Origin of the sequence: Arthrobacter sp. NicSoilB11, from assembly GCF_019977375.1 — a bacterium.
Classification (GTDB): domain Bacteria; phylum Actinomycetota; class Actinomycetes; order Actinomycetales; family Micrococcaceae; genus Arthrobacter.
On the sequence record NZ_AP024657.1, the window covers coordinates 1352077 to 1374442 of the forward strand.

Below are 22366 nucleotides of genomic sequence, written 5' to 3' on the forward strand. Positions count from 1 at the left end.
TGCCATGTACGGTAATGCCCATGACAGCCTCTTCCGAACACGGAACCTCCACCCGCTCATCCGCCCTGTCCTGCGCCACCGGCCGGCAATACGAGCTTCGCCGGGGCGACGCCGTCGCCGTGGTCACGGAGCTCGCTGCAGGGCTCCGCTCCTTCAGCCGGGGCGGGGTCCTGCTGACCGAAACCTACGGCGATGATCAGATCGCCCCCGGTGGGGCAGGCATCACCCTGGCGCCCTGGGCCAACAGGGTGGAGGACGGGGTCTGGTTCCTCGACGGCCGGAAGCAGCAGCTGGACATCACCGAAGTGTCCCGCAACAACGCCAGCCATGGCCTGCTTCGGAATACCGGCTACGCGGCGGTTGCGGAGTCGCAGGACGCCGTGGCACTGGAGGCCACAGTTTTCCCGCAGCACGGCTATCCGTTCCTGGTGCGCCACAGGGTGGAGTACCGGCTTTCGGAAGACCTGGGGCTGCAGGTCAGGCAGACCCTCACGAACGACTCGGCGGCGGCCGCCCCATTCGTTCTGGGCGCCCACCCCTACCTGCGGCTTGGTGACACCCCGGTTGAGGAACTGCAGCTGACCGTTGCCGCCGGCACCCAACTGGTGACCGATGAGCGATTGATTCCCCGCAGTTCGGCCCCTGTAGCCGGGGATGTGGATTTTCGGTCCGGGCGGCACATCGCGGACCTGGCGGTGGACGTGGCCCTGACGGACCTCAGCTTCGAAGGGGGCAAGGCGCGGCACACCCTCGCGGCGTCCGACGGCGGGGAGGTGTCGCTGTGGCAGGACGAGGCCTGCCGCTACGTCCACATCTTCGTGAGCACGGTGTACCCGGGCCGTAGCCGTGCATTGGCGGTGGAGCCGATGACGGGACCGGCCAACGCGTTCAACTCCGGCGACGGTCTCCGGTGGCTGGCTCCGGGGGAGTCCTTCAGCATGCAATGGGGCATCGACTACAAGCCCGGCGCGGCGGGGGACTAGTTTCCCATCGGGCCGCAGCTGGGGAAGTATTGGCATATGACGCCTAACGAGGACGACGTTACCCTGGCCCGCCCGGTTTCAGCGCCGGCGCCCGCCTCCGCTGCGCCGCTGCGGGTCCTGACGGACCGTGAGCTGGACAAGGACATACCCTACGGCATCCGCATAGCGGCGTCCTGGTCGTGGCGGCTGGGCCTGATTCTCCTGATGGTGGGGACGCTGGTCTGGCTGCTCAGCCACATCACCCTCCTGATCATCCCGATTATGGTGGCCGCCCTCCTCGCCGGTCTCCTGAGCCCGGTCACGGTGTGGCTGAAGCGGCACGGGCTGCCTGCTGGGCTAGCCGTCGCCGTGACGGTCCTCGGGTTCATCGGTGTCATTGTCGGTGCCCTGGCCCTGGTGGGCAGGCAATTGGCGGTGGGATTCGGCGAGCTCTATTCCCAGGCCCTTGAAGGCGTCCGGCAGGTCCAGGACTGGCTCTCTGCCGGCCCCCTGCACCTCACGGCCGCCCAGATCGACCAGTACATCAGGGAAGCCACCGACGCGCTGCAGAACAACAGCAGCAGCATCCTCAGCGGCGCCCTGTCCTTCGGCAGCACCGCGGGGCACTTCGCTGCCGGCATGCTGCTGTCGCTGTTCATCCTGATCTTCTTCCTCCTGGAAGGTGACAGGATCTGGGCGTTCCTGGTGAAGATGCTTCCGCGCAAAGCCCGGGCCGCCACCTTCGGCGCCGGCCGCAGGGGCTGGGCGTCCATGGTCAGCTACGCGCGCATCCAGATGTTCGTCGCGGCAGTGGACGCGCTCGGCATTGGCGTGGGCGCCGCCATTATCGGAGTCCCGCTTGCGCTTCCACTGGGCGTGCTGGTCTTCCTCGGCTCCTTCATCCCGGTGGTGGGCGCCCTGTTGACCGGTATCGTGGCCATCCTGCTGGCGCTGGTGGCCAACGGCCCCATCAACGCCCTGATCATGCTGGCCATCGTCCTGCTGGTCCAGCAGCTTGAAGGCCACATCCTGCAGCCCCTGGTCATGGGCAAGGCAGTCTCGCTACACCCGGTGGCTGTGATCCTCAGCGTTGCGGCCGGTTCCTACCTTGCCGGCATCCCCGGAGCGCTGTTCTCGGTACCCATCCTGGCCGTAGCAAATTCGGCTGTTCGCTACATCGCCGCAAGAACGTGGGAACATGAACAGGTGCCGGTAATTGCCGGGAAGCCCATCACGGCCGGAGCAGGCGGGGACAACACCATCAAGGACGTTGAACCGCCGTCTGTACCTGGCGCGGGGAAGGACGCGGCGTCCGGCACTCCAGCCGAACACCGCGATGCCCGTGATTCCTCCCCGGAAGGCATCGGGGCAGAACCCAGAGGAGAGTAGTCCGTGAAGATCCTTGAAACCCTTCCCGTCACACTGGACGATGTCCTTGAGGCGCAGAAGCTGCTTGACGGGATTATCGCGCGCACTCCCGTGGAATCGTCGCGGGCGCTGGGGACCATGGTAGGCGGCGACGTCTATTTCAAATGCGAAAACCTGCAGCGCGCCGGCTCGTTCAAGGTCCGCGGGGCCTACGTCCGGATGGCGCGGCTCTCCCCGGACGAGAAAAAGCGGGGAGTGGTGGCAGCCTCCGCCGGCAACCACGCCCAGGGCGTTGCCGTCGCCGCCAAGAGCCTGGGCATCAAGGCCCGGATCTACATGCCGCTGGGCGTGGCACTGCCCAAGCTCGCCGCCACCCGCAGCCATGGCGCCGAAGTGGTCCTGCACGGGCACAACGTGGACGAGGCGCTCGCTGAAGCCCAGCGCTACAGCAACGAAACGGGCATGGTCTTCGTCCACCCGTTCGACAATGTGGACGTGGTGGCCGGCCAGGGCACCGTGGGCCTGGAAATCCTCGAGCAGGTCCCCAACGTTGACACAATCCTCATGGGTGTGGGCGGCGGTGGGCTCCTGGCAGGGGTCGCCGTTGCCATCAAGGCCCGCGCCAGGGAACTGGGCCGGGAGATCCGCATCATTGGCGTCCAGGCGGAAAACGCCGCCGCCTACCCGCCCTCGCTGGCCGCCGACGCGCTGGTGCCGCTGAAGAAGGTTTCCACCATGGCGGACGGCATCGCCGTGGGGCGTCCGGGGCAGCTGCCCTTCAGCATCATCCGCGAGCTGGTGGATGATGTGGTCACCGTCAGTGAAGACTCCCTGGCCCGCGCCCTGATCTTCCTGCTGGAACGGGCCAAGATGGTGGTTGAACCTGCAGGGGCGGTGGGCGTTGCAGCCCTCATGGACGGCAAGATCGAGAACCCGGGAACCACCGTGGCCGTGCTCTCCGGCGGAAACATCGACCCCATGCTGATGCTCAAGGTGATCCAGCGCGGCCTCTCCGCCGCAGGCCGCTACATGACGGTGCGGATGATGCTTGATGACCGCCCCGGCTCACTGGCAACCATTGCCCGCATCATTGCCGAAAACGATGCCAACGTCACCGGCCTGGACCACACGCGGGTGGGAGGCTCCATCAGCATGGGCGACGTCTCCATCACCGTGAACCTGGAAACCAAGGGCCACCAGCACGGTGAGCAGGTCCTCAGCGCACTCCGTGCCGAGGGTTTCCAGCCGATCGTCGTGCACTAGGAACGGGCCTTGGCAGGACTGACGGGCAACGGACGCCTCCCCGGGCGGCAGGCCATCGCGTCCCGCGCGAAGGGCGGGTTGGTGGTGCTGGGCGGCTTTGTGGCTGTGCTGTTCGCCATCGAAGTGGTCAACACACTGATGATGGGGGCCCTCACCCGGACCTTCGGCCTGCGGCCCAGGAGTGCCGACGGGCTGCTGGACATCTTCACCTTCCCGCTCCTGCATGCCAACCTGAACCACCTGCTTTCCAACAGCCTGCCCCTGGTCGTCTTCGGCTTCCTGGTGTTCCTCTCCGGGTTGCGCGTGTTCCTCACCGCCCTTGCCTTCAGCTGGCTCGGCAGCGGGCTGACGGTGTGGCTGATCGGGAACGGCATCACCGTGGGCGCTTCAGGCCTGGTGTTCGGGCTCTTTGCGTTCCTGCTGGTCAGGGGCTTCTTCAACCGCAGTTGGCGCCAGGTCCTGCTCGCAGTGGTCCTTTTCATGGGCTACGGCAGCATTCTCCTGGGCGCCCTGCCGTTCGTGTCCGGATACGTGAGCTGGCAGGCGCACCTTGGCGGGGCCGCCGGCGGCGTGGTGGCGGCGCTGCTGCTTCGTCCGCGCGCGTCTGGGATGCCGGCGAAGTTATAGCAGCCGGCCTGAAGTAGGCCCGGCACAAGGCCTTAACGGGAAGCGGTGGCCGTCCCCTGGGGGGAGGGCCACCGCTTCCCGGTTTCGCGCTGTCCTGTTACGGAGCACTGCGCGTACAAAGCTATGCGCGGAGCTAGCCGGCGTAGGGCTTGGCGGAGAGGATCTCCACCTTGATGTCCTTGCCGTTGGGCGCCACGTAGCTGAGGGTCTCGCCCTCCTTGTGGCCCAGGATGGCAGCGCCAAGCGGCGACTTTTCACTGAAGACATCCAGGTCTGAGTCGCCCGCGATCTCACGTGAACCCAGCAGGAAGGTCTCCTCGTCGCCCGCGATCCTGGCCACCACGATCATGCCGGGCTCCACGATGCCGTCATCGGCAGGCGATTCACCCACATGGGCATCCCGGAGCAGTGCCGTCAGCTGGCGGATGCGGGCCTCAATCTTGCCCTGCTCCTCCTTGGCCGCGTGGTAGCCCCCGTTTTCCTTGAGGTCCCCCTCTTGCCGCGCTGCTTCAATCTTCTGGACGATCTCCGCCCGGCCAGCGCCGGAAAGGTGGTCCAGCTCTGCCTTCAGGCGGTCAAAAGCTTCCTGGGTGAGCCAGGCTGCAGATGCGCTGTTGGTGGTAGACACGGACTTCTCCTCTAGTGGTCCTACAATGCAAAAGACCCCGCCACGGTGGCCACTTGTGGAACAGCAACCAGCTCAGCGGGGTAAAGGTATCTCCCCATTGTAGTCAATCCTCTGGAGATAACCCAACAGGGAAGCGTTCCACGTCACACTGCTCAGGACGCCCCGGCTGGAATCCAGCAGCTGTCCACCACGCCCGATACCGACTCCGACTCCGTGCGCAACGTGACGCGCTGGGCCACCGTCCTGCCGCCGTCGGCCGTTCCATCCGCCACCGAAGGCGGGATGTCCACCACTTTCCAGCCCACCACAGCGAACTTGGAATCCAGCGCCTTCACGGCACATTTCACGGGCTTGCCCGGTTCCCGCGTCACCTGGAAGTCCACCTCGGCGAGCGTGGCATCGGTGGTGCTGTAACCCACGTCCTTGAACGTCACTCCGGAGAGCGAATTCGATGTGGTCACCCACGCCAGGAACCCGATTCCCGCGGCAAGCGCCAGGCCGATCGCGGCCCGGGTGGCCTTAGGGGAGAGCCGGCGCTTTTTAGCACCATACCGATTGGCTAGGCTAGTGTCTGCGGGCGCGGGGCGGGCCGGCTGGTCCGGGGAAGTCACCAGACCAGTTTAGTTCCCTTTCCGCCGGCGCTTTGCGGCGGCTGCAGCTGCCGGCGAGGCAGCGCACCCGCGACACCATCCGAAAGCTGCCACGAGCCGCAAAAGAAGAATTAGGAGCCGTCCCCTCCATGACAGCGTCCAGCAACTCCCAGGTGCCGCTGCGGCTGCTCGCGGTCCACGCCCACCCGGATGACGAATCAAGCAAGGGTGCTGCGACCATGGCCATGTATGCGGCTGCCGGTGTGGACGTGCTGGTGGCAACCTGCACCGACGGTTCCCGCGGCGACATCCAAAATCCTGCGGTGGAAGACGAACCCCACCCCAAGCGGGATATGGCCGGTGCCCGGAGGCTGGAGATGCAGCAGGCTGCCGCCATCCTCGGGATCCGCCAGCGGTGGCTTGGATTTGTGGACTCGGGCCTTCCCGAAGGCGACCCGCTGCCGCCGCTCCCCACCGGATCGTTCGCCACCCTGCCCCTGCACCAGGCCGCGGCGCCCCTGGTGCGGCTGGTGCGTTCCTTCAAGCCGCACGTCATCCTCAGCTATGACGAGAACGGCGGCTACCCGCACCCGGACCACATCATGGCGCACAGGGTGGCCGTGGAAGCCTTCGAGGCCGCAGGCGATCCCGAACGCTATCCGGAGGCGGGGGAGCCATGGGAGCCAGGCAAGCTCTATTACGACCGCGCCTTCAGCCCTGAGCGGTTCCGGGCACTGCACTTTGCGCTGGAGGAGGCAGGGCTGCAGTCACCGTACGCCGAGCGCCTGGCCGCCTGGCTGGAGTCCGACGCCGAGGGGCACACCCCGCCGCCGGCCGCGCACCCCACCACCACCCAGATTGACTGCGGGGACTTTTTCGAAGTCCGCGACGATGCGCTGCGCGCGCACCGGACGCAGGTGGACCCGCTGGGGTTCTTCTTCGCCGTTTCGCCCGACATGCAGCGCCGGGTTTGGCCGTGGGAGGACTATTCGCTGATCCATTCCAGGGTGCCCTCCGAGCTCCCCGAGAAGGACCTGTTCGCCGGGCTAAGATAGACACGGCAGGCTATTTCTATCTTGCGTAGAAGACAGGCGCGGCGACGGCCGGTCCCGTCCGCTTCCTGCTGCATCCGCTCCACCAGAAGGTATTAACCGTGCAATCTCTGCTCCTCAGCCTCGCCACTACGCCGACCCCGCTGCCTACTCCGACACTGCGGGAGGGGATTTCCGAGGACCAGGTGACGCCGGGCCTGCTGGGGTTCATCATGACGGCGTTCTTCGTCGTGGCGACTGCCCTGCTCATTGTGGATATGGTGCGTCGGATCCGCAGGGTGCGCTACCGGGCCCAGGTGGAGGAAGAGCGCCTGGCCGCTGCAGCTGCCGCAGATGTTGACGCCGCGGACGTCCAGGACGGGCGCGACGGCGGGACGCCTCCGGAAGCTACCGATGCCAACGGAAACGGCAGTGCCGGGGGACATCCGCAGCCGCGCGAATAGGGCTGTCCCTTCGGCCGGGCCGGCTCCGGAGTGAAGGGGTTCTAGTCGAGGACTGCCATGGCGATCGCCGCGAAGTGTGCCGCGAAGGCGAGCACGGTGAACGCATGGAATAGTTCGTGGAAGCCGAAGTGGTGGTAGCTGAAATTTGGCTTCTTCAGCGCGTAGAAAATTGCGCCCGCAATGTAGAGGACGCCGCCCACGCAGATCAGCACGGCCGCCGGGATGCTTGCCTGGAAGAACTGCGGCAGGTAGAACAGCGCGCCGCAGCCCAGTGCGATGTAGATGGGCACGTAGAGCCAGCGGGGGGCTTCAGTCCACAGCAACCGGAACAGCACGCCGAGGATGGCTCCGGACCAGATGACCCACAGGAGGATCACCGCCTGCTGGCGTTCCAGGAGAGTCCATGCCAGCGGCGTATAGGTGCCGGCGATCACCAGCATGATGTTGGTGTGGTCGAGCCGCTTCAAAACGAGCTTGACGCGCGGGGACCAGTTGCCGCGGTGGTAGACGGCGCTGACGCCGAAGAGCAAAACACCTGTGGCGGCGTAGATGGCGGACGTGATCCGGCGGTCCGTGGTGGGGGCAATGACAACCAGGATAATCCCGGCGGCAAGGGCGAGCGGGGCCGTGACCGTGTGGATCCACCCCCGCCACTTGGGCTTGATCATCAGTAGTTCCGCGAGGCGGACGGCGGCGTCATCCATGGCGCTGGGCCCTGGTTCCGCGGCGGTGTTCCGCTCCTCCGGCTGGGGGTCCCGGGAGGCGTGCGGAGAGTCGCTGTTCATGCCAACAGAATAACTTACGGGCCGGTAAGTTACCCGCGGGTAACATCCCTGCTTTGATGTTCCCGGGGTACTGGCCGTGCCAGCCGGCCACGGGCGGTAGCCTAGGATGTGGATGTACGTACGGCAGGAAAGTCAGGTGAGTGGACGCGTGGAGTTGCCCGGGTTCCTCTATGGCTATTACGAACGCCGGCTGCTTAGGGACCTTCCCCGCGACCGGATCCCCCGCCATATCGGCGTCATGGTGGACGGCAACCGCCGCTGGGCCAAGCAGTTCAACGCACCCACCAGCCAGGGCCACCAGGCCGGGGCGGACAAAATCCACGAATTCCTCGGCTGGTGCCAGGAACTCGGTGTAAAAGTGGTGACGCTCTACATGCTGTCCACGGACAACATGAACCGCTCCAGCGAGGAACTGGACCTCCTGATGGGCATTATCGCCAACACCCTGGACCGGCTGGACGAGGACGCCAACATCTCGGTACACGCCATGGGCGCACCTGAACTGCTCCCGGACTACCTGGCCGAGCGCCTTAACAAGCTCACCGCCAGGACACCCGTCCGGGAAAAAATCCATGTCAACGTGGCGGTGGGCTACGGGGGCCGGCGTGAAATCGTCGACGCCGTCAGGGAACTCCTGCACGACGCCGTCGCCAAGGGCATGGACATCTCCAAGCTTGCCGATGACCTGTGCGTTGATGACATCTCACGCTTCCTGTACACGCGCGGACAGCCGGATCCGGACCTGGTGATCAGGACGTCGGGGGAGCAGCGGCTATCCGGCTTCCTCATGTGGCAGAGCGCCTACAGCGAGTTCTACTTTTGCGAGGCCCTCTGGCCTGCTTTCCGCAAAGTGGATTTCCTGCGCGCCCTGCGCGACTACGCCGGCCGCCAGCGGCGCTTTGGCACCTGAAACCCCCGGTTCATAACAAGTTCACACACCTGCAAGAGAAATCGCCGCGTAATGGTTGCGGAAATTACCCCGGGTGGATTTACGTTATATCCATCAGCAGGCAATACCGCCGGCTGATCGGGGAGGCCAGTACATGGAGCGAAACATCGCACCGGTTGTATGGGAGGCCGGACCCGGCCTCTTGGCCGAGCCGCCTCACCAATAACAATTCCGGGCTGGCGCCCGGGGCTGGAGTCGATGTGGCTACTTCTGAACAACTGCCCGAGGTCCTGTTTGGACTGGGTGGAAAAGCTACCTCTCGCGCCGAGCGAGCTACCTCTGAAACCGGCGCAGCAACTGATGCTGCGGCCGGTTTTGCTGTCTCCGGAAGGGAAGCCGACATCCACACCTTCGTCATCGACACCTCCGTCCTCCTCTCGGATCCGCGCGCACTCCTGCGGTTTGCCGAGCATGAGGTAGTGGTTCCCGTCGTGGTCATCACCGAACTCGAGGCCAAACGGCATGACCCCGAACTCGGCTACTTCGCACGGAAAGCCCTGCGGCTCCTGGACGACCTCCGGGTCAAGCACGGCGGCCTGAACCAGCCCCTTCCCATCGGCGACGAGGGCGGGACCCTGATGGTGGAACTCAACCACATCTCGTCCGAGGTGCTGCCGTTGGGCTTCCGCAGCGGGGACAACGACAGCCGCATCCTCGCCGTCGCCAAAAACCTTGCCAACGAAGGACGCAACGTTACCGTCGTGTCCAAAGACCTGCCCATGCGGGTCAAGGCGTCCGCCATGGGACTTACCGCCGACGAGTACCGCAACGAACTGGTCAAGGACTCCGGTTGGACGGGTGTTGCCGAAATCGAAGCGGACGAACAGGAGATTTCCACCCTGTACGGCCACGAGCCCGTCTTCATCCCCGCGGCCGCCGAGCTGCCCGTCAACACCGGGCTGGTCCTGCTGTCCAACCGCGGCTCCGCGCTCGGCCGGGTGGGCGCCGACAAGCAGGTGCGCCTGGTCAAGGGCGACCGCGACGTGTTCGGCCTCCACGGCCGGTCCGCCGAGCAGAGGCTGGCCATCGACATGCTGATGGATCCCGCCGTCGGCATCGTTTCCATTGGTGGCCGCGCCGGCACCGGCAAGTCTGCCCTTGCCCTCTGCGCCGGCCTCGAGGCGGTGCTGGAACGCCGCGAACACCGCAAAGTGATCGTCTTCCGGCCCCTTTACGCGGTTGGCGGACAGGAACTGGGCTACCTGCCAGGTTCGGAGTCCGAGAAAATGAACCCCTGGGCGCAGGCCGTGTTCGACACCCTCGGGGCCTTGGTCAGCCAGGAAGTAGTGGAGGAGGTCATGGACCGCGGCATGCTCGAGGTCATGCCCCTCACCCACATCCGCGGACGTTCCCTGCATGACGCCTTCGTGATCGTCGACGAAGCACAGTCCCTCGAAAAGAACGTGCTCCTGACGGTCATGAGCCGCATCGGCCAGAACTCCAAGATCGTCCTCACCCACGACGTCGCCCAGCGGGACAACCTGCGGGTCGGCCGCCACGACGGAATCGCCGCCGTCGTCGAAACCCTGAAAGGACACCCCCTCTTCGGCCACGTCACCCTGACCCGCTCCGAACGCTCGCCCATCGCCGCCCTGGTCACCGAACTTCTGGAAGGTTAGCGACACCTCGCTGAGGGCCGTGGCCGGGTTCGTCCCGCCACGGCCCTTTTCGTGCGTGGCAGTGGTTGGCTTCGCGGGGCCACGGCCCTTCTCCGTCGCTTAGACACAACGCATAGGGCCGTCTCCGGTCGCTGGGCGACCTCCGGCGGCCGATGCGTCGCGATGCGCTCCTACGAGAAGGACCGCAGCCCCGCTCGAGCGGGATCCCTACCGGAGGTGTTCAGAAGGCGCGCCCTGGCACACGTCCGGTTCGAGTCCTTCGTGGAGGAGCGCATCGCCGAACGGAGCAATGCGTCGGGAGGTGTCTAAGCGACGGCGAAGGACTCGGGGCGGACGAATCCTGCCACGGTAAGGCAATCAGGTGACCTTGAGGAACTTGGCCACAGCCTCGTGGCCTTCTACTTTCAGCTCCCAGTCGGGGCGCTTGAAGGTCTCCGGGGTGACGCGGACGTGCTGGAGTGTTTCGATTTTGGGGCCCCAGGCTTTGCGGGTGGTGCCGTTGAGTTCGTAGCCGAGGGAGCGGGACACGCCAAGGGAGGCGCTGTTCCAGATGGCTGCCTCGGATTCGGCGACTTCTGCCCCCAGCCAGTCAAAGGCCCAAAGGACGACGGCGGCACGCATCTCCTTGCCCAGGCCGCGGCCTTGAACGGACTGCTTGAGCCAGGATCCGGTGGTGACTGTCCTGAGGGCCGCGAAGTCCTTGGCTCCAACGTCCTGGCAGCCGGCGAACTGGCCTTCGTGCCAGATGCCGAGGAGCAGCGTCCAGCTTTCGGGCGTGCATTCGGCCCGGCAGCGCCAGTACCAGCGGGCCATGTTGGGGCCCAACTCCTCGTCGGGCAGCTCGGTCCAGGGAGTGCTGAAGGGGTTCCTGCCGGCGTCATGGATTCCGCCCCGGGCCGCCGCCACGGCCGCGGGGATGTCCTGGTCGGTGATGGGGCGCAGCTCCAGCCGCGGCGTGGACAGCGTGAGGTCGAACAGCGGCCAGATGGAGCCCAGGGTAGTCATCCGCGAAGCCTAGCCGATCGGTGGCATGCGGGGTTGTCACGCCTTGGCGGCGATGTCCCAGCTGATGTGCCGGCGGACGTCGGTGAGATTCATGGACTGTGCCAGGAAGAGGTCATCGAGCATGTACTCATCCACGGCGAGGATCCGGATCCAGTGGCCATACTCCCCGGTTTCCTGCTCCAGTGACTGGCTGGATACGCAGACGCCGGTACCCATGTCCACCCGCAGGAGTGAACTTCCGGGAAGGCAGAGGGGGGCGGCAGGATCGCCCGGGCGGTAGGCGGCGCTGGGGGCCACCACCGCCTCCAAAACCGGCCGGCCTTCGTGCTCGGCGAAGCGGGTGTCCCGGATGTCCAGGGCGTTGCTGCCCGGGAACTCGATGGGCACGGGGGCGTTCCCGGCCAATTCCACGGGGTCCAGGGCGGCTGAAAAGCGTCCATTTCCGAACCCGGGCTCGCCGTAGGCGGCTTCCGGCCGGCGGCGGACCAGTCCGGCGTCGTCGTACACGGGTGTGACCAGGTGCGGAGGGAGCAGCCAGGACTTACGGGTGGCGCTGACGTAGATGCCGTCGCGGGAGTCATTGATGCCTGTGGTGCTGTGAAGGACCAGGCCCTCGGGGCTTTCAAGGCGGAGCGCCCCCGGCCGGCGGAGCCACGCACGGACGAAGGGTGCACCGGGCGTGGGAGCTGACGCAAAGGCCTGGTCCCAGTACTCAAAACGCAGCGCCTGCCACTTCCAGGGGGAAGACCGGCAAAGGTTCCGGAACATCGCGGCCAGGTCCGCGGGGACGGAAGGAGGGCCCGGAACCGCCCGGCGCCGGGAGTCCCAGGTCGACATATCCACATTTTACGCGGGGGTGCTACGGGCGGAATGGTGGATCCAGTAGCATCCGAGGGGTGATCGGACGACTCGGCGAACTCTGGCAGCACACCCCGCTGGCCTTCTGGCTGGTACTGGCGGCCTGCCTTTACTTCGCGGTGATGGCGGTCCGGCTCACCATTATCGACGTCCGGCACCACCTCCTGCCCAACAGGATCGTCTTCCCGTCCTATGCGGTGGCCGGTGCGCTCCTCCTGGCGGCGGCCGCGGTTGCCTGGGCCGGTCCCATGCCGACTGCAGGGAACACCGGCGGGATCCTGGCCATCCCTGCCCTCCGCGTTGTGGCCGGCGCCGCGATCCTGTGGCTGTTCTATTTTGTCCTCCGGTTCATCTATCCGCCGGGGATGGGGTTTGGCGACGTCAAGCTGGCGGGAGTGCTGGGAATGTACCTTGGCTACCTCAGCTGGGGCCATCTGTTCGCGGGCACGTTCCTGGCGTTCCTGCTGGGCGGCTTGTGGTCACTGGCCCTGCTGGCGGCCCGGCGGGGCACCCTGAAGTCCGCCATCCCGTTCGGCCCGTTCATGCTCGCCGGCGCCGCCGCCGCGATGCTGCTGCCCGCGTGAGCTGCCTGCGATGTTGCCCGGGCTGTTCGATAGGCTGGCGGTATGCCTGCACCTGAATACGTCCTGAAGCTGCGCGAGAAGATCGGCAACGACCCCATCTGGGTCCCCGGGGTGCGGGGTGTCGTGGTGGACGATGCGGGCCGTATCCTGCTGGCCCAGCGGGCAGACAACGGGCAGTGGGCGCTGGTGAGCGGCATGCTGGACCCGGGGGAGCAGCCTGCACGGGGGCTCATCCGGGAGATCTTCGAGGAAACAGCTGTGGTGGCCGAAGCGGAACGTGTGGTGTCCGTGGGCGCGGTGGGGCCGGTTACCTATCCCAACGGTGACATCTGCGAGTTCCTGGACGTGGTGTTCCTGTGCCGTTACGTCTCCGGCGAAGCCAAGGTCAATGACGACGAATCCCTGGCTGTTGGCTGGTTCAGCATGGACGACCTTCCCGAACTCATGCCCGGCCACCTCACCAGCATCCGCCAGGCACTGGCGCCCTCCGGAGCCGTCCACTTCGAGCCCTGAAAAACCGGGTATCCGACGGCGGTCAGCGGCCCGGCGAAACCAGCTCGCCGTCGTCGTCCTTCACGTGGTCCCCGCGCCCACCTGCGTCATAATCAGTGTCCCGTCCAGTGTCCGCCTTAGTGCCGGCGGCGCCTGCGGGAGCCGCGGCGAGGCAGTGGGCGGCGAGCCGCTCGGCTTCTTCGCCGCCCACTGCCTCGCCGCGGGCCACCATCCCGGCCGTGTCCGAGAGCGGAATTTGCTTCAGCGTGAGGGCCAGGAGCAGTGCCGCGGCGATGAAGGGGAGCAGGTACCAGAACACCGGTGCCAGCGAGTCGGCGTAGGCATTTACGATGGCGTCACGCAGCTGCTCCGGGAGCTGGTTCAGTGCCTGCGGGTCCAGGGTCCGGGTGGACTGCCCGGCCTGCTCAGCGGTAGCACCTGCCCCCGTGAAAGCGTTGGTCAAGGCCTCCGAAAGGCGGGTGGTGAAGATCGAGCCGAACACCGCCACGCCCAATGCTGCGCCCACCTCGCGGAAGTAGTTGTTGGTGCTGGTGGCGGTGCCGATCTGGTCGGCCGGAACGGAGTTCTGGACCACCAGGACCACCACCTGCATGATCAGGCCGAGGCCGGCCCCGAACAGGAACAGCTGGACGCAGATCACCCAGATGGGGGTGCTGGCGGCAAGCGTGGTCATCCACAGCATGGCGGCCATGGTGAGCACGGCACCGAGGATGGGGAACATCCTGTACTTTCCGGTCCTGGAGATCCGGATACCGGAGTAGATGGACGTGCCCATCAGGCCTGCCATCATCGGCAGCATCAGCAAACCGGATTCGGCTGCCGACGTGCCGGACGACATCTGCAGGAAGGTGGGGACGAACGCGATGGCGGAGAACATGCCCAGGCCAAGGGTGAAGCCAATGGCCGTGGCATTGATGAAGATCCGGTTCCGGAACAGGCTCAGCGGAATGATGGGGTCATCAGCCCGCCGCTCCACCATCACGAAAGCGGCGGCGGAAACCAGCAGGCCGGCACCAAAGGCCCAGGTGAGGGGTGAATCCCAGCCCTCGTCCTTCTTGCCGCCAAAGTCGGTGAAGAAGATCAGGCAGGTGGTGGCCGCGGACAGCAGCACAACGCCCAGCACGTCAATCCGCTTTTCTGCCTTCTTGTTGGGAAGGGTCAGGGCGAACCAGGCAATGGCGAAGGCCGCAAGGCCCACCGGGATGTTGATATAGAAGGCCCATTCCCAGGTGAGGTGGTCCACGAAGAAGCCGCCCAGCAGCGGTCCGGCTACGGCGGAGAGCCCGAAGATGGCGCCGAGCGGGCCCATGTATTTGCCGCGCTCCTTGGCGGGAACGATGTCGGCGATGATCGCCTGGGACAGGATCATGAGGCCGCCGCCGCCCAGGCCCTGGATGGCGCGGAAGATGACGAAGCCCCAGAAGTCGGTGGCCAGTGCGCATCCAACAGATGCCAGGGTGAAGAGCGCGATGGCCACCAGGAAGAGGTTGCGCCGGCCCAGGATGTCGCCGAACTTGCCGTAGATGGGCATCACGATGGTGGTGGCCAGCAGGTAGGCGGTGGTGATCCACGCCTGGTGCTCCACGCCGCCCAGCTTGCCCACGATGGTGGGCATGGCGGTGGAAACGATGGTCTGGTCCAGGCTGGAGAGGAGCATGCCCGCGATCAGTGCGGAGAAGATAATCCAGATGCGTTTTTGCGTCAGCAGCAGGGGTCCTGCCGGTGCCTTGGTGGTGGCGGTGCTCATGGTTGTCCTTTTGCGGCAGTGTCCGGGATATCGAAGGGTTGGGAAAACAGGACGCTGGCTGCGGAGATGTTCGCCAGCAGCAGGTCCGGGTAACTGCGGGTGTTGCCGTCGGAGAAGTAGGCCATGCTGCTCTTGCGGGCGATGGTACTGAGCAGCACTACGGCCATCTGCACCACGGGGTGGTCGGGGGCCACTCCTTCGCGGCGGGCCACGTCCATGGCGAACTGGGCTTCGCGCTGCTCCGTGACGCCAATGATGCGGAGGATGAGCTGGGGCTCCTTGTGGACGACGCCAATCAGCTGCCGGGTTTCCTCTTCGGAGGCTGACATGCCCTCGGCCAGGCGGAGCGAGAGCCGGATGAGGTCGCGAAAGAGTGTGGGGGAGATTTCGCCGGCGGGAGAGTCTGCTCCGCCGGCAACGAACTCGTCGATGGCTTCGGCCGGGATGTCGTCTTCGGCGTGCCCGATGATGGCGTCTTCCTTTGTGGGGAAGTAGTTGAAGAAGGTGCGGCGCGATATTCCGGCGGCGTCGCACACTTCCTCCACGGTGTAGCCGTTGAGGCCCCGCTCGGCGGTCATGGCGCGGGCGGTTGACGTGATGGCGCTGCGGGTGGCTGCACGTTTCCGCTCCCTGAGGCCCTCCGAACTTGCACTCAAACTCATGGAGTAAAGTTTTGCACTATTCAGTTATCCGTGCAACTTATGAAAGAGGCCTTAATAGCAGTACGACGACGGCCGGCACCTTTCGCAGGAAAGGTACCGGCCGTCGTCGTACTTTTGGGCGGTGGTTCGTCAGGCCTTGTGGGCGGGGGACGTCATGGTGGTGACGTCCAGTGCCTTCTCGAGGTCGGCCTCGGAAACCTTGCCGTCGCCGTCGCCGACGAAGCCGAGCTTCTCGGTGGCCTGGCGGATGGTCAGGCCCTCCTTGACGGCGGTCTTGGCGATCTTGGCGGCGTTCTCGTACCCGATGTACTTGTTCAGCGGGGTGACGATGGACGGGGAGGCCTCGGCCAGGAAGCGGGCGCGCTCCACATTGGCCGTGATGCCGTCGATCATCTTGTCGGCCATGACCCGGCTGGTGTTGGCCAGCAGGCGGATGGACTCCAGCAGGTTCGCGGCCATGACCGGGATGCCCACGTTGAGCTCGAAGGCGCCGTTGGTGCCGGACCAGGCGATGGCGGTGTCGTTGCCGATGACCTGGGCAGCGACCATGATGGACGCTTCGCAGATGACCGGGTTGACCTTGCCGGGCATGATGGACGAGCCCGGCTGGAGGTCGGGGATGGCAATTTCGCCAAGGCCGGTGTTGGGGCCGGAACCCATCCAGCGGAGATCGTTGTTGATCTTCATGAACGAGATGGCGATGTTGCGCAGCTGGCTGGACGCCTCGATCAGGCCGTCGCGGTTGGCCTGCGCCTCAAAGTGGTCGCGGGCTTCGGTCAGCGGCAGGCCGGTGTCCGTTGCCAGCAGCTCGATGACGCGCTCAGGGAAACCGGCAGGGGTGTTGATGCCGGTGCCCACGGCGGTCCCGCCCAGCGGAACCTCGGCAACACGGGGGAGCGAAGCGTTGATGCGCTCGATGCCGTAGCGGACCTGCGCGGCGTAGCCGCCGAACTCCTGGCCCAGGGTCACCGGGGTGGCGTCCATGAGGTGGGTGCGGCCGGACTTGACGACGTCCTTGAACTCAACAGCCTTGCGCTCCAGCGACTCGGCAAGGTAGCCCAGGGCGGGAATGAGGTCGTTGATCAGGGCCGAGGTGGCAGCTACGTGGACCGAGGTGGGGAACACGTCGTTTGAGGACTGCGAGGCGTTGACGTGGTCGTTCGGGTGGACCACCTTGTCGCTGCCGGCGGCCTTCAGGGCGCGGGTAGCCAGTTCGGCCAGTACCTCGTTGGTGTTCATGTTCGAGGAGGTGCCGGAGCCGGTCTGGAAAACGTCGATGGGGAAGTCGCCGTCGTACTTGCCGGCGGCCACCTCATCGGCAGCGTCTGCAATCGCCTTGGCCAGCTCGCCGTCGAGCACGCCCAGTTCTGCGTTGGCCTGGGCGGCAGCCTTCTTGACCCGCGCCAGCGCCTCGATGTGGGTTCGCTCAAGGGTCTTGCCGGAAATGGGGAAGTTTTCCACTGCCCGCTGCGTCTGCGCGCGGTACAGTGCGTTCACGGGGACGCGGACTTCGCCCATCGTGTCATGTTCAATGCGGAACTCTTCAGTGGAAGTCATGGGGCTAGCTTATGGCGATCCGGCGCCCCATCGAAAACCGTTAAGGGAGCTTTGCCGGCGGTCCAGTGGACCGCCGGCACGTGGGTCCTAGAGCTCGCCGATTCCGGAAACAAGGTCGGCGCGGCCCTCTGCCAACCGGTAGGAGAGCCCGATGACCGCGGTGCGGCCGCCCTCGATTGCGTCGGAAATCACACGCGAGCTGTCCGCCAGCCGCTGCGATGTCTGCTTGACGTGCTCCACCACCATGTCGTTGACCTCAGGCTGGTCATTCCGCAGGGACGTCAGGACCGAGGGTGTGATGCGCTCCACGAGGTCGCGGATGAACCCCGCAGGCATGTCGCCGGTCTCAACGGCATCCTTGGTGGCCGTCACGGCACCGCAGCTGTCGTGCCCAAGCACCACGATCAGCGGTACACCCAGCACGCCGACGCTGTACTCCAGGGAGCCCAGGACGGCGTCGTCGATCACCTGGCCGGCGGTGCGGACCACGAAAACGTCGCCGAGGCCGACGTCGAAAATGATCTCTGCGGCGAGCCGTGAATCGGAGCAGCCGAAGATCACCGCGAAGGGGTTCTGTGTCTCCACCAACGATGAGCGGTGGGAGGCATTCTGGTTCGGATGGGAGGACTGGCCTTGTACGAAACGTTCGTTGCCTTCGCGCAGGCGGCGCCAGGCCAGTGCAGGAGTCAGGTTAGTCGTCACGGCCCCACCTTACGGCGTAGGCGCACCCGACGGTGAAACTGTGACGGCGGGACTGCCTTCAAGGGAGTTGACGACGGCGGCGGCGAGCGTTGCGAATTCGTCCAGTTGCGCGGCGCCGGAGAGGACGATGGTACTGCCCCTGTAGTTGAGCACCATCGACTTTTCACCCTTGCCGGTGTCGCGCAGTTCCCACTCCTTGCCGCCGGCGTTCCGTGAGCCGGTGACGGGGGCGTTTTTGGTCTGCTGGAGGAGCCAGGTGGGGTTGGCGCTCCTGGTCTGCACCAAACTGATGAAGGACGTCTTGGGGGTCACATAGCCAACCTCCCAGGTGGGCACGCCGCTGCCCGTGCCGGCTTCCCACCGGGCGTAGTTGGGGCGGAAGGCATTGCCGGTATCAGGGGCAATGGGTGTGAATCCCGCCACATCCGCCGCGTTGCGTGCCACCGAGGCAACATCGATGTCCGGCCGGTAGCCATCGCCCTTGGGCTGGGGATTCATGAGGACAACGGGCAGGAACGCCGCGATGCTGAGCACCAGGGCAATGATCATGCCGATCACGGAGGCGTTGGCGCGCTTGGCGGCCGCCGCCGGAATGACGGGCTTGACCGGGGTGTCCGCACTGCTGCCGGCGGGGCCGGAACGGCCCTCGGGCTGTGCCTGGCCGGAGCTGGGACTGGTGGCTTCCTGCATGTCATTCACCCCTCTATAGTCGCCCATCCCGGAGCCGGACTTCCATTCGGCCATGTCCCGGGGCGCGAGGGGGGCTGCGGTGCACATTGCGCGGTTGCGTCATGGGCCGCCCTCGGCGCGGTGCCGCGACTATGATCGATAGCAGAGGAATCACCGTCCTGCTGCACCGGCGGGCGGGTTCAATGATCGCCACTCGAAGAAGAGGTTCACGTGTCACCAGCGTCCATGACCCAGAAGTACTCCACGATTTCATCGTCCCTTGCGGTGGGCCACGACGAGCCGGACCGCAACCTCGCCCTTGAGCTTGTCCGCGTCACCGAGGCCGCGGCCATTGCCGGCGGCCACTGGGTGGGTTTCGGCGACAAGAACACCGCCGACGGCGCAGCCGTCGACGCCATGCGTTCCTTCCTGCAGACCGTCCACTTCAACGGTGTTGTGGTGATCGGCGAGGGCGAAAAAGACGAAGCCCCCATGCTGTTCAACGGTGAACGCGTCGGCGACGGCACCGGCCCCGAATGCGACGTGGCCGTTGATCCCATCGACGGAACGCGGCTGACTGCACTGGGCATCAACAACGCCCTGGCCGTCCTTGCCGTAGCCGAGCGTGGCTCCATGTTCGATCCCTCTGCCGTGTTCTACATGGAAAAGCTCGTCACCGGTCCCGAGGCCGCGGACATGGTGGACCTGCGCCTGCCGGTCAAGCAGAACCTGCACCTGATCGCCAAGGCCAAGGGCGTGAAGGTTAACCAGCTCAACGTGATGATCCTTGACCGCGACCGCCACAAGCCGCTGGTGGAGGAAATCCGCGAGGCCGGTGCACGCACCAAGTTCATCATGGACGGCGACGTCGCCGGCGCCATTGCCGCGGCCCGCTCCGGCACCGGCGTGGATGCGCTGATGGGCATCGGCGGCACCCCGGAAGGCATCGTGGCTGCCTGCGCCATCAAGTCCCTGGGCGGCGTCATCCAGGGCCGGCTGTGGCCCACCAGCGACGAGGAAAAGCAGAAGGCAATCGACGCCGGCCACGACCTCGACCGCGTGCTTTCCACCAACGACCTGGTCTCCAGCGACAACTGCTACTTCGCCGCCACCGGCATTACCGACGGTGACCTTCTGAAGGGCGTCCGCTACTCCAAGGACAAGGTCCTCACCCAGTCCATCGTCATGCGTTCCAAGTCCGGCACCATCCGTTTCGTCGATGGCGAGCACCGCGCCGACAAGTGGGAAGGCTACGCCCGCAAGAGCTGATCCGCAGCCACTGCAGGATGTCAGGGCCCCGGGGCGCCGCGTGCGCACCGGGGCTTTGCCGTTAATGCCTTGGTATAGGGTTTAAGCCATGATTCCTGCTGTTGTGCCCTGTACTGACCGCGCCCTTTGGGACGAATACGTCGACCGGTTCCAGGGGCATCCGCAACAGCTGTGGGGCTGGGGCGAGACCAAGGCAACGCACGGCTGGTCCGTGGACAGGGTCCTGGTCAAGGCCGGCGAGGAAACCATTGGCTGCGCCCAGTTGCTGGTCCGCAGGCTTCCCATCCCCTTCCGGGCGCTGGTCTACATTCCGCGCGGTCCCATGTGCTCCGTGGAGAACGCCCAGGTGGTCCTGAACCGGCTGGCCGAGCACGCTGCCCTCCGCCACCGCGGCGTGGCCCTCAGCATCGAACCCGACTGGGACCGCGACTCAGGTTTTGCCGGCGCCGTCGCGGCCGCCGGCTTCCGCGAGTCCGCCAACACCGTGCTCATCCCGCGCACGCTCATCCTGGACCTCACCCGTTCCGACGACGAACTGATGGCGGAGATGTCCAAGTCCACACGTGCGAACATCCGCAAGGCCATGCGAAGCGACGTGGAATTCCGCAAGGTCAAGAACGACTCCGAGCTGGAACAGGTGCTGGCCATTTACCACGACACTGCGGCACGGGCGGGCTTCGGGATCCACGAAGACCAGTACTACCGCGACATCTTCCGCAACCTCGGCGACGCCTCACCGATCATCGCCGCGTTCGACGGCGAGCAGATGCTTGCCTTCACGTGGTTGTCCCGCAGCGGTGCCACCGCGTTCGAGCTCTACGGCGGGGTCTCTGCCGAGGGGCAGAAGCAGCGCGTGAACTACGGCGTGAAGTGGGCGGCCCTGCAGTCCATGCGCGGGGACGGCTGCAGCCGGTACGACTTCAACGGCCTGCTCAACGACGGCATTTCCGACTTCAAGAAGCAGTTCGCCAAACACGAAAACATGCTGCTGGGCACCTGGGACAGGCCGCTGTCGCCGTTCTACCCCGCATACGCCACAGCCATGCCGCTGGCCCGCAAGGGCCTCCAGCAGGGGCGCCGGCTGGTGAAGACCGCAGCTGGCCGTGTCGTGCCCCTGGTCCGGAAGCTGCGGCCGGCCAGCTGACCGCACTATGACAGGAGGGCGACGGCGGCACCCGGGTGGGTGCCGCCGTCGCCCTTTGTTGTTGCCGGCGCGGCCCTGCTAAAGACCGGTGGTCACCGCGAATGCCAGCGCCGTGCCGTCGCTGCCTGCCGCCCGGTGGACGTTGACCGGAGCTTCCGCAGCGGCGATGAATGCGCTGCCGCCGCGCGACAGCTGCAGGTCCCCCTTGGGGGAGTCGAGGTACACGTCACCTGCCACCACGATGATCACGGCCGGTCCGGCCTGGGCCAGTGGAACGGGACCGGCGTCAGGGCCCAGTTCGATGCGCTGCAGCTGGAATTCCCGGAACGGCGGGCGGAAGATGTCCTGGTCCAGCACCGTCTTTTCGGCGTCCAGCATCGGCACGGCCACGGGATGGAAGTCGATGGTGCGCAGGAGTTCGGGCACATCCACGTGCTTGGGCGTCAGGCCGCCGCGCAGGACGTTGTCCGAGGAAGCCATGACCTCCACGCCCAGCCCGTGCAGGTACGCGTGCACGTTCCCGGCAGGAAGGTAGACCGCCTGGCCCGGCTTCAGTGAGATCCTGTTCAGCAGCAGCGAAATCAGGACGCCGGGATCGCCGGGGTACTTTTCGTTGAGGCTGATGGCGGTACCCAGCTCTGCCTGGTATGGCTCAAGCGGAGCCCCGGACACCAGGGCTGCCACCACCAGGGCCGTTTCCTCTGCCACGTCCGTGCCGCCCGTGATCAGCCGTTCGAAGGCCCGGCGGAGCGCCGCACCCTCATCCGGACCGTCGAGGTCGTCAAGAAGGGCCCGGAGCAGCTCCGGCGCCTGTCCGCCGCCATGGAAGGCAGCCGCAACGTGCTGCAAAATCTTCCGGGCCTCCGCAGCCGGCCGGAACCCGCACAGCGCCTCGAAAGGCGTGAGTGCCAGGATCATCTCCGGCTTGTGGTTGTCATCCCTGTAGTTCCGGTGGGCGGCATGGGGATCGATCCCGGCCTCGTTTTCGCGCGCAAACCCCTCCCGCGCCTGTTCCAGGCTCGGGTGGACCTGGAGCGAGAGCGGCTGGGCTGCCGCCAGGAGCTTGGCCAGGAACGGCAGCCGGGGGCCGAACGCGGAGACGGATTCAGCGCCCAGGAAATGCTCAGGGTCAGAGGAGATGAGGGCATCGAGCGGGCTCCGGGACCCGTCCTCGGGCAGGTGGGCCACCGAGGGAGAGTCAGGGTGTGCCCCGATCCACAGCTCGGCCTCCGGGCGCCCTGACTCGGGACGGCCCAGCAGCGAGGCGATGGCCGTCGTCGAACCCCAGGCGTAGTCCCGGAGGACGTTCTCAATCTCGTACAAAACCGTTCCGTTCCTTATGGGTGGGCAGATGTGTGGCCCTGATGGCT

At 65.9% G+C, this 22366-nt stretch carries 23 protein-coding genes; 12 read left to right on the top strand and 11 right to left on the bottom strand.

Annotated features, from left to right (window positions below; all coding sequences use genetic code 11):
• Nucleotides 1–20: 20 nt before the first annotated feature.
• Genes LDO14_RS06385 through LDO14_RS06400 form a run of 4 tightly spaced genes read left to right on the top strand, consistent with a single transcriptional unit; the run spans nt 21 to nt 4220 of the window.
• Nucleotides 21–983, top strand: a complete 963-nt coding sequence (locus tag LDO14_RS06385) for an aldose 1-epimerase family protein (protein WP_223994435.1) — start codon at nt 21–23, stop codon at nt 981–983.
• 36 nt (nt 984–1019) lie between these two features.
• Entirely contained in the window at nt 1020–2351 is a 1332-nt protein-coding gene (locus LDO14_RS06390; protein ID WP_223994437.1) for an AI-2E family transporter, read from the top strand.
• A 3-nt stretch (nt 2352–2354) separates the two neighbouring features.
• Nucleotides 2355–3593, top strand: a complete 1239-nt coding sequence (ilvA, locus tag LDO14_RS06395) for a threonine ammonia-lyase (RefSeq protein ID WP_018770183.1) — start codon at nt 2355–2357, stop codon at nt 3591–3593.
• Between the two features lie 9 nt (nt 3594–3602).
• Nucleotides 3603–4220 (top strand): rhomboid family intramembrane serine protease, encoded by a 618-nt coding sequence (locus tag LDO14_RS06400; RefSeq protein ID WP_134164549.1) that lies wholly within the window; start codon nt 3603–3605, stop codon nt 4218–4220.
• 133 nt (nt 4221–4353) lie between these two features.
• Here LDO14_RS06400 and greA read toward each other — a convergent pair whose 3' ends face one another.
• On the bottom strand, nt 4354–4848 hold the full coding sequence (gene greA / locus LDO14_RS06405; RefSeq protein WP_018770181.1) for a transcription elongation factor GreA: 495 nt from the start codon (nt 4846–4848) through the stop codon (nt 4354–4356).
• 152 nt (nt 4849–5000) lie between these two features.
• Complete coding sequence (locus tag LDO14_RS06410; protein WP_134164548.1) at nt 5001–5459, bottom strand: DUF4307 domain-containing protein; 459 nt, start codon at nt 5457–5459, stop codon at nt 5001–5003.
• A 128-nt stretch (nt 5460–5587) separates the two neighbouring features.
• Between LDO14_RS06410 and mca the strand changes: the two genes are divergently transcribed.
• Nucleotides 5588–6493, top strand: a complete 906-nt coding sequence (mca, locus tag LDO14_RS06415) for a mycothiol conjugate amidase Mca (protein WP_018770179.1) — start codon at nt 5588–5590, stop codon at nt 6491–6493.
• Nucleotides 6494–6591: 98 nt separating this feature from the next.
• Nucleotides 6592–6933 (top strand): hypothetical protein, encoded by a 342-nt coding sequence (locus LDO14_RS06420; protein WP_056393479.1) that lies wholly within the window; start codon nt 6592–6594, stop codon nt 6931–6933.
• Between the two features lie 41 nt (nt 6934–6974).
• On the opposite strand, the gene LDO14_RS06425 is transcribed toward LDO14_RS06420, so the two are convergent.
• Entirely contained in the window at nt 6975–7637 is a 663-nt protein-coding gene (locus LDO14_RS06425) for a hemolysin III family protein (protein WP_043425080.1), read from the bottom strand.
• A gap of 229 nt (nt 7638–7866) precedes the next feature.
• Between LDO14_RS06425 and LDO14_RS06430 the strand changes: the two genes are divergently transcribed.
• Both LDO14_RS06430 and LDO14_RS06435 read left to right on the top strand, forming a co-directional pair.
• Nucleotides 7867–8628 carry an isoprenyl transferase gene (locus tag LDO14_RS06430; RefSeq protein ID WP_018770176.1) on the top strand — a complete coding sequence of 254 codons (762 nt, stop codon included), beginning with the start codon at nt 7867–7869 and terminating at the stop codon, nt 8626–8628.
• A gap of 239 nt (nt 8629–8867) precedes the next feature.
• A complete protein-coding gene (locus tag LDO14_RS06435) occupies nt 8868–10286 on the top strand; it encodes a PhoH family protein (protein ID WP_018770175.1) in 1419 nt (472 codons plus the stop codon).
• A gap of 357 nt (nt 10287–10643) precedes the next feature.
• Here LDO14_RS06435 and LDO14_RS06440 read toward each other — a convergent pair whose 3' ends face one another.
• Complete coding sequence (locus LDO14_RS06440) at nt 10644–11291, bottom strand: GNAT family protein (RefSeq protein ID WP_056393480.1); 648 nt, start codon at nt 11289–11291, stop codon at nt 10644–10646.
• Between the two features lie 36 nt (nt 11292–11327).
• Complete coding sequence (locus LDO14_RS06445) at nt 11328–12128, bottom strand: hypothetical protein (protein WP_026265915.1); 801 nt, start codon at nt 12126–12128, stop codon at nt 11328–11330.
• A gap of 59 nt (nt 12129–12187) precedes the next feature.
• Here LDO14_RS06445 and LDO14_RS06450 point away from each other — a divergent pair, with 59 nt between their 5' ends.
• On the top strand, nt 12188–12733 hold the full coding sequence (locus LDO14_RS06450) for an A24 family peptidase (RefSeq protein ID WP_018770171.1): 546 nt from the start codon (nt 12188–12190) through the stop codon (nt 12731–12733).
• 42 nt (nt 12734–12775) lie between these two features.
• Nucleotides 12776–13246, top strand: coding sequence for an NUDIX domain-containing protein (locus LDO14_RS06455; RefSeq protein WP_018770170.1), 471 nt, complete (start codon nt 12776–12778; stop codon nt 13244–13246).
• A 22-nt stretch (nt 13247–13268) separates the two neighbouring features.
• Here the strand turns inward: LDO14_RS06455 and LDO14_RS06460 are convergent, their stop codons facing one another.
• From LDO14_RS06460 to LDO14_RS06480, 5 genes are all read right to left on the bottom strand, one after another.
• A complete protein-coding gene (locus LDO14_RS06460) occupies nt 13269–14993 on the bottom strand; it encodes an MDR family MFS transporter (protein WP_223994438.1) in 1725 nt (574 codons plus the stop codon).
• A complete protein-coding gene (locus LDO14_RS06465; RefSeq protein WP_018770168.1) occupies nt 14990–15655 on the bottom strand; it encodes a TetR/AcrR family transcriptional regulator in 666 nt (221 codons plus the stop codon). The genes LDO14_RS06460 and LDO14_RS06465 overlap by 4 nt, the downstream gene beginning before the upstream one ends.
• A 129-nt stretch (nt 15656–15784) precedes the next feature.
• Nucleotides 15785–17212, bottom strand: coding sequence for a class II fumarate hydratase (locus tag LDO14_RS06470; RefSeq protein WP_018770167.1), 1428 nt, complete (start codon nt 17210–17212; stop codon nt 15785–15787).
• Between the two features lie 87 nt (nt 17213–17299).
• Nucleotides 17300–17914 (bottom strand): carbonic anhydrase, encoded by a 615-nt coding sequence (locus LDO14_RS06475; protein ID WP_018770166.1) that lies wholly within the window; start codon nt 17912–17914, stop codon nt 17300–17302.
• A gap of 9 nt (nt 17915–17923) precedes the next feature.
• Nucleotides 17924–18691 (bottom strand): DUF4245 domain-containing protein, encoded by a 768-nt coding sequence (locus LDO14_RS06480; RefSeq protein ID WP_081620211.1) that lies wholly within the window; start codon nt 18689–18691, stop codon nt 17924–17926.
• 138 nt (nt 18692–18829) lie between these two features.
• Here LDO14_RS06480 and glpX point away from each other — a divergent pair, with 138 nt between their 5' ends.
• Together glpX and LDO14_RS06490 are read left to right on the top strand one after the other, a co-directional pair.
• Nucleotides 18830–19852 carry a class II fructose-bisphosphatase gene (glpX, locus tag LDO14_RS06485; protein ID WP_018770164.1) on the top strand — a complete coding sequence of 341 codons (1023 nt, stop codon included), beginning with the start codon at nt 18830–18832 and terminating at the stop codon, nt 19850–19852.
• A gap of 88 nt (nt 19853–19940) precedes the next feature.
• Nucleotides 19941–20996 carry a peptidoglycan bridge formation glycyltransferase FemA/FemB family protein gene (locus LDO14_RS06490; RefSeq protein ID WP_223994440.1) on the top strand — a complete coding sequence of 352 codons (1056 nt, stop codon included), beginning with the start codon at nt 19941–19943 and terminating at the stop codon, nt 20994–20996.
• A 78-nt stretch (nt 20997–21074) separates the two neighbouring features.
• Here LDO14_RS06490 and manA read toward each other — a convergent pair whose 3' ends face one another.
• Nucleotides 21075–22319 (bottom strand): mannose-6-phosphate isomerase, class I, encoded by a 1245-nt coding sequence (manA, locus tag LDO14_RS06495; protein WP_223994442.1) that lies wholly within the window; start codon nt 22317–22319, stop codon nt 21075–21077.
• Between the last annotated feature and the right edge of the window lie 47 nt (nt 22320–22366).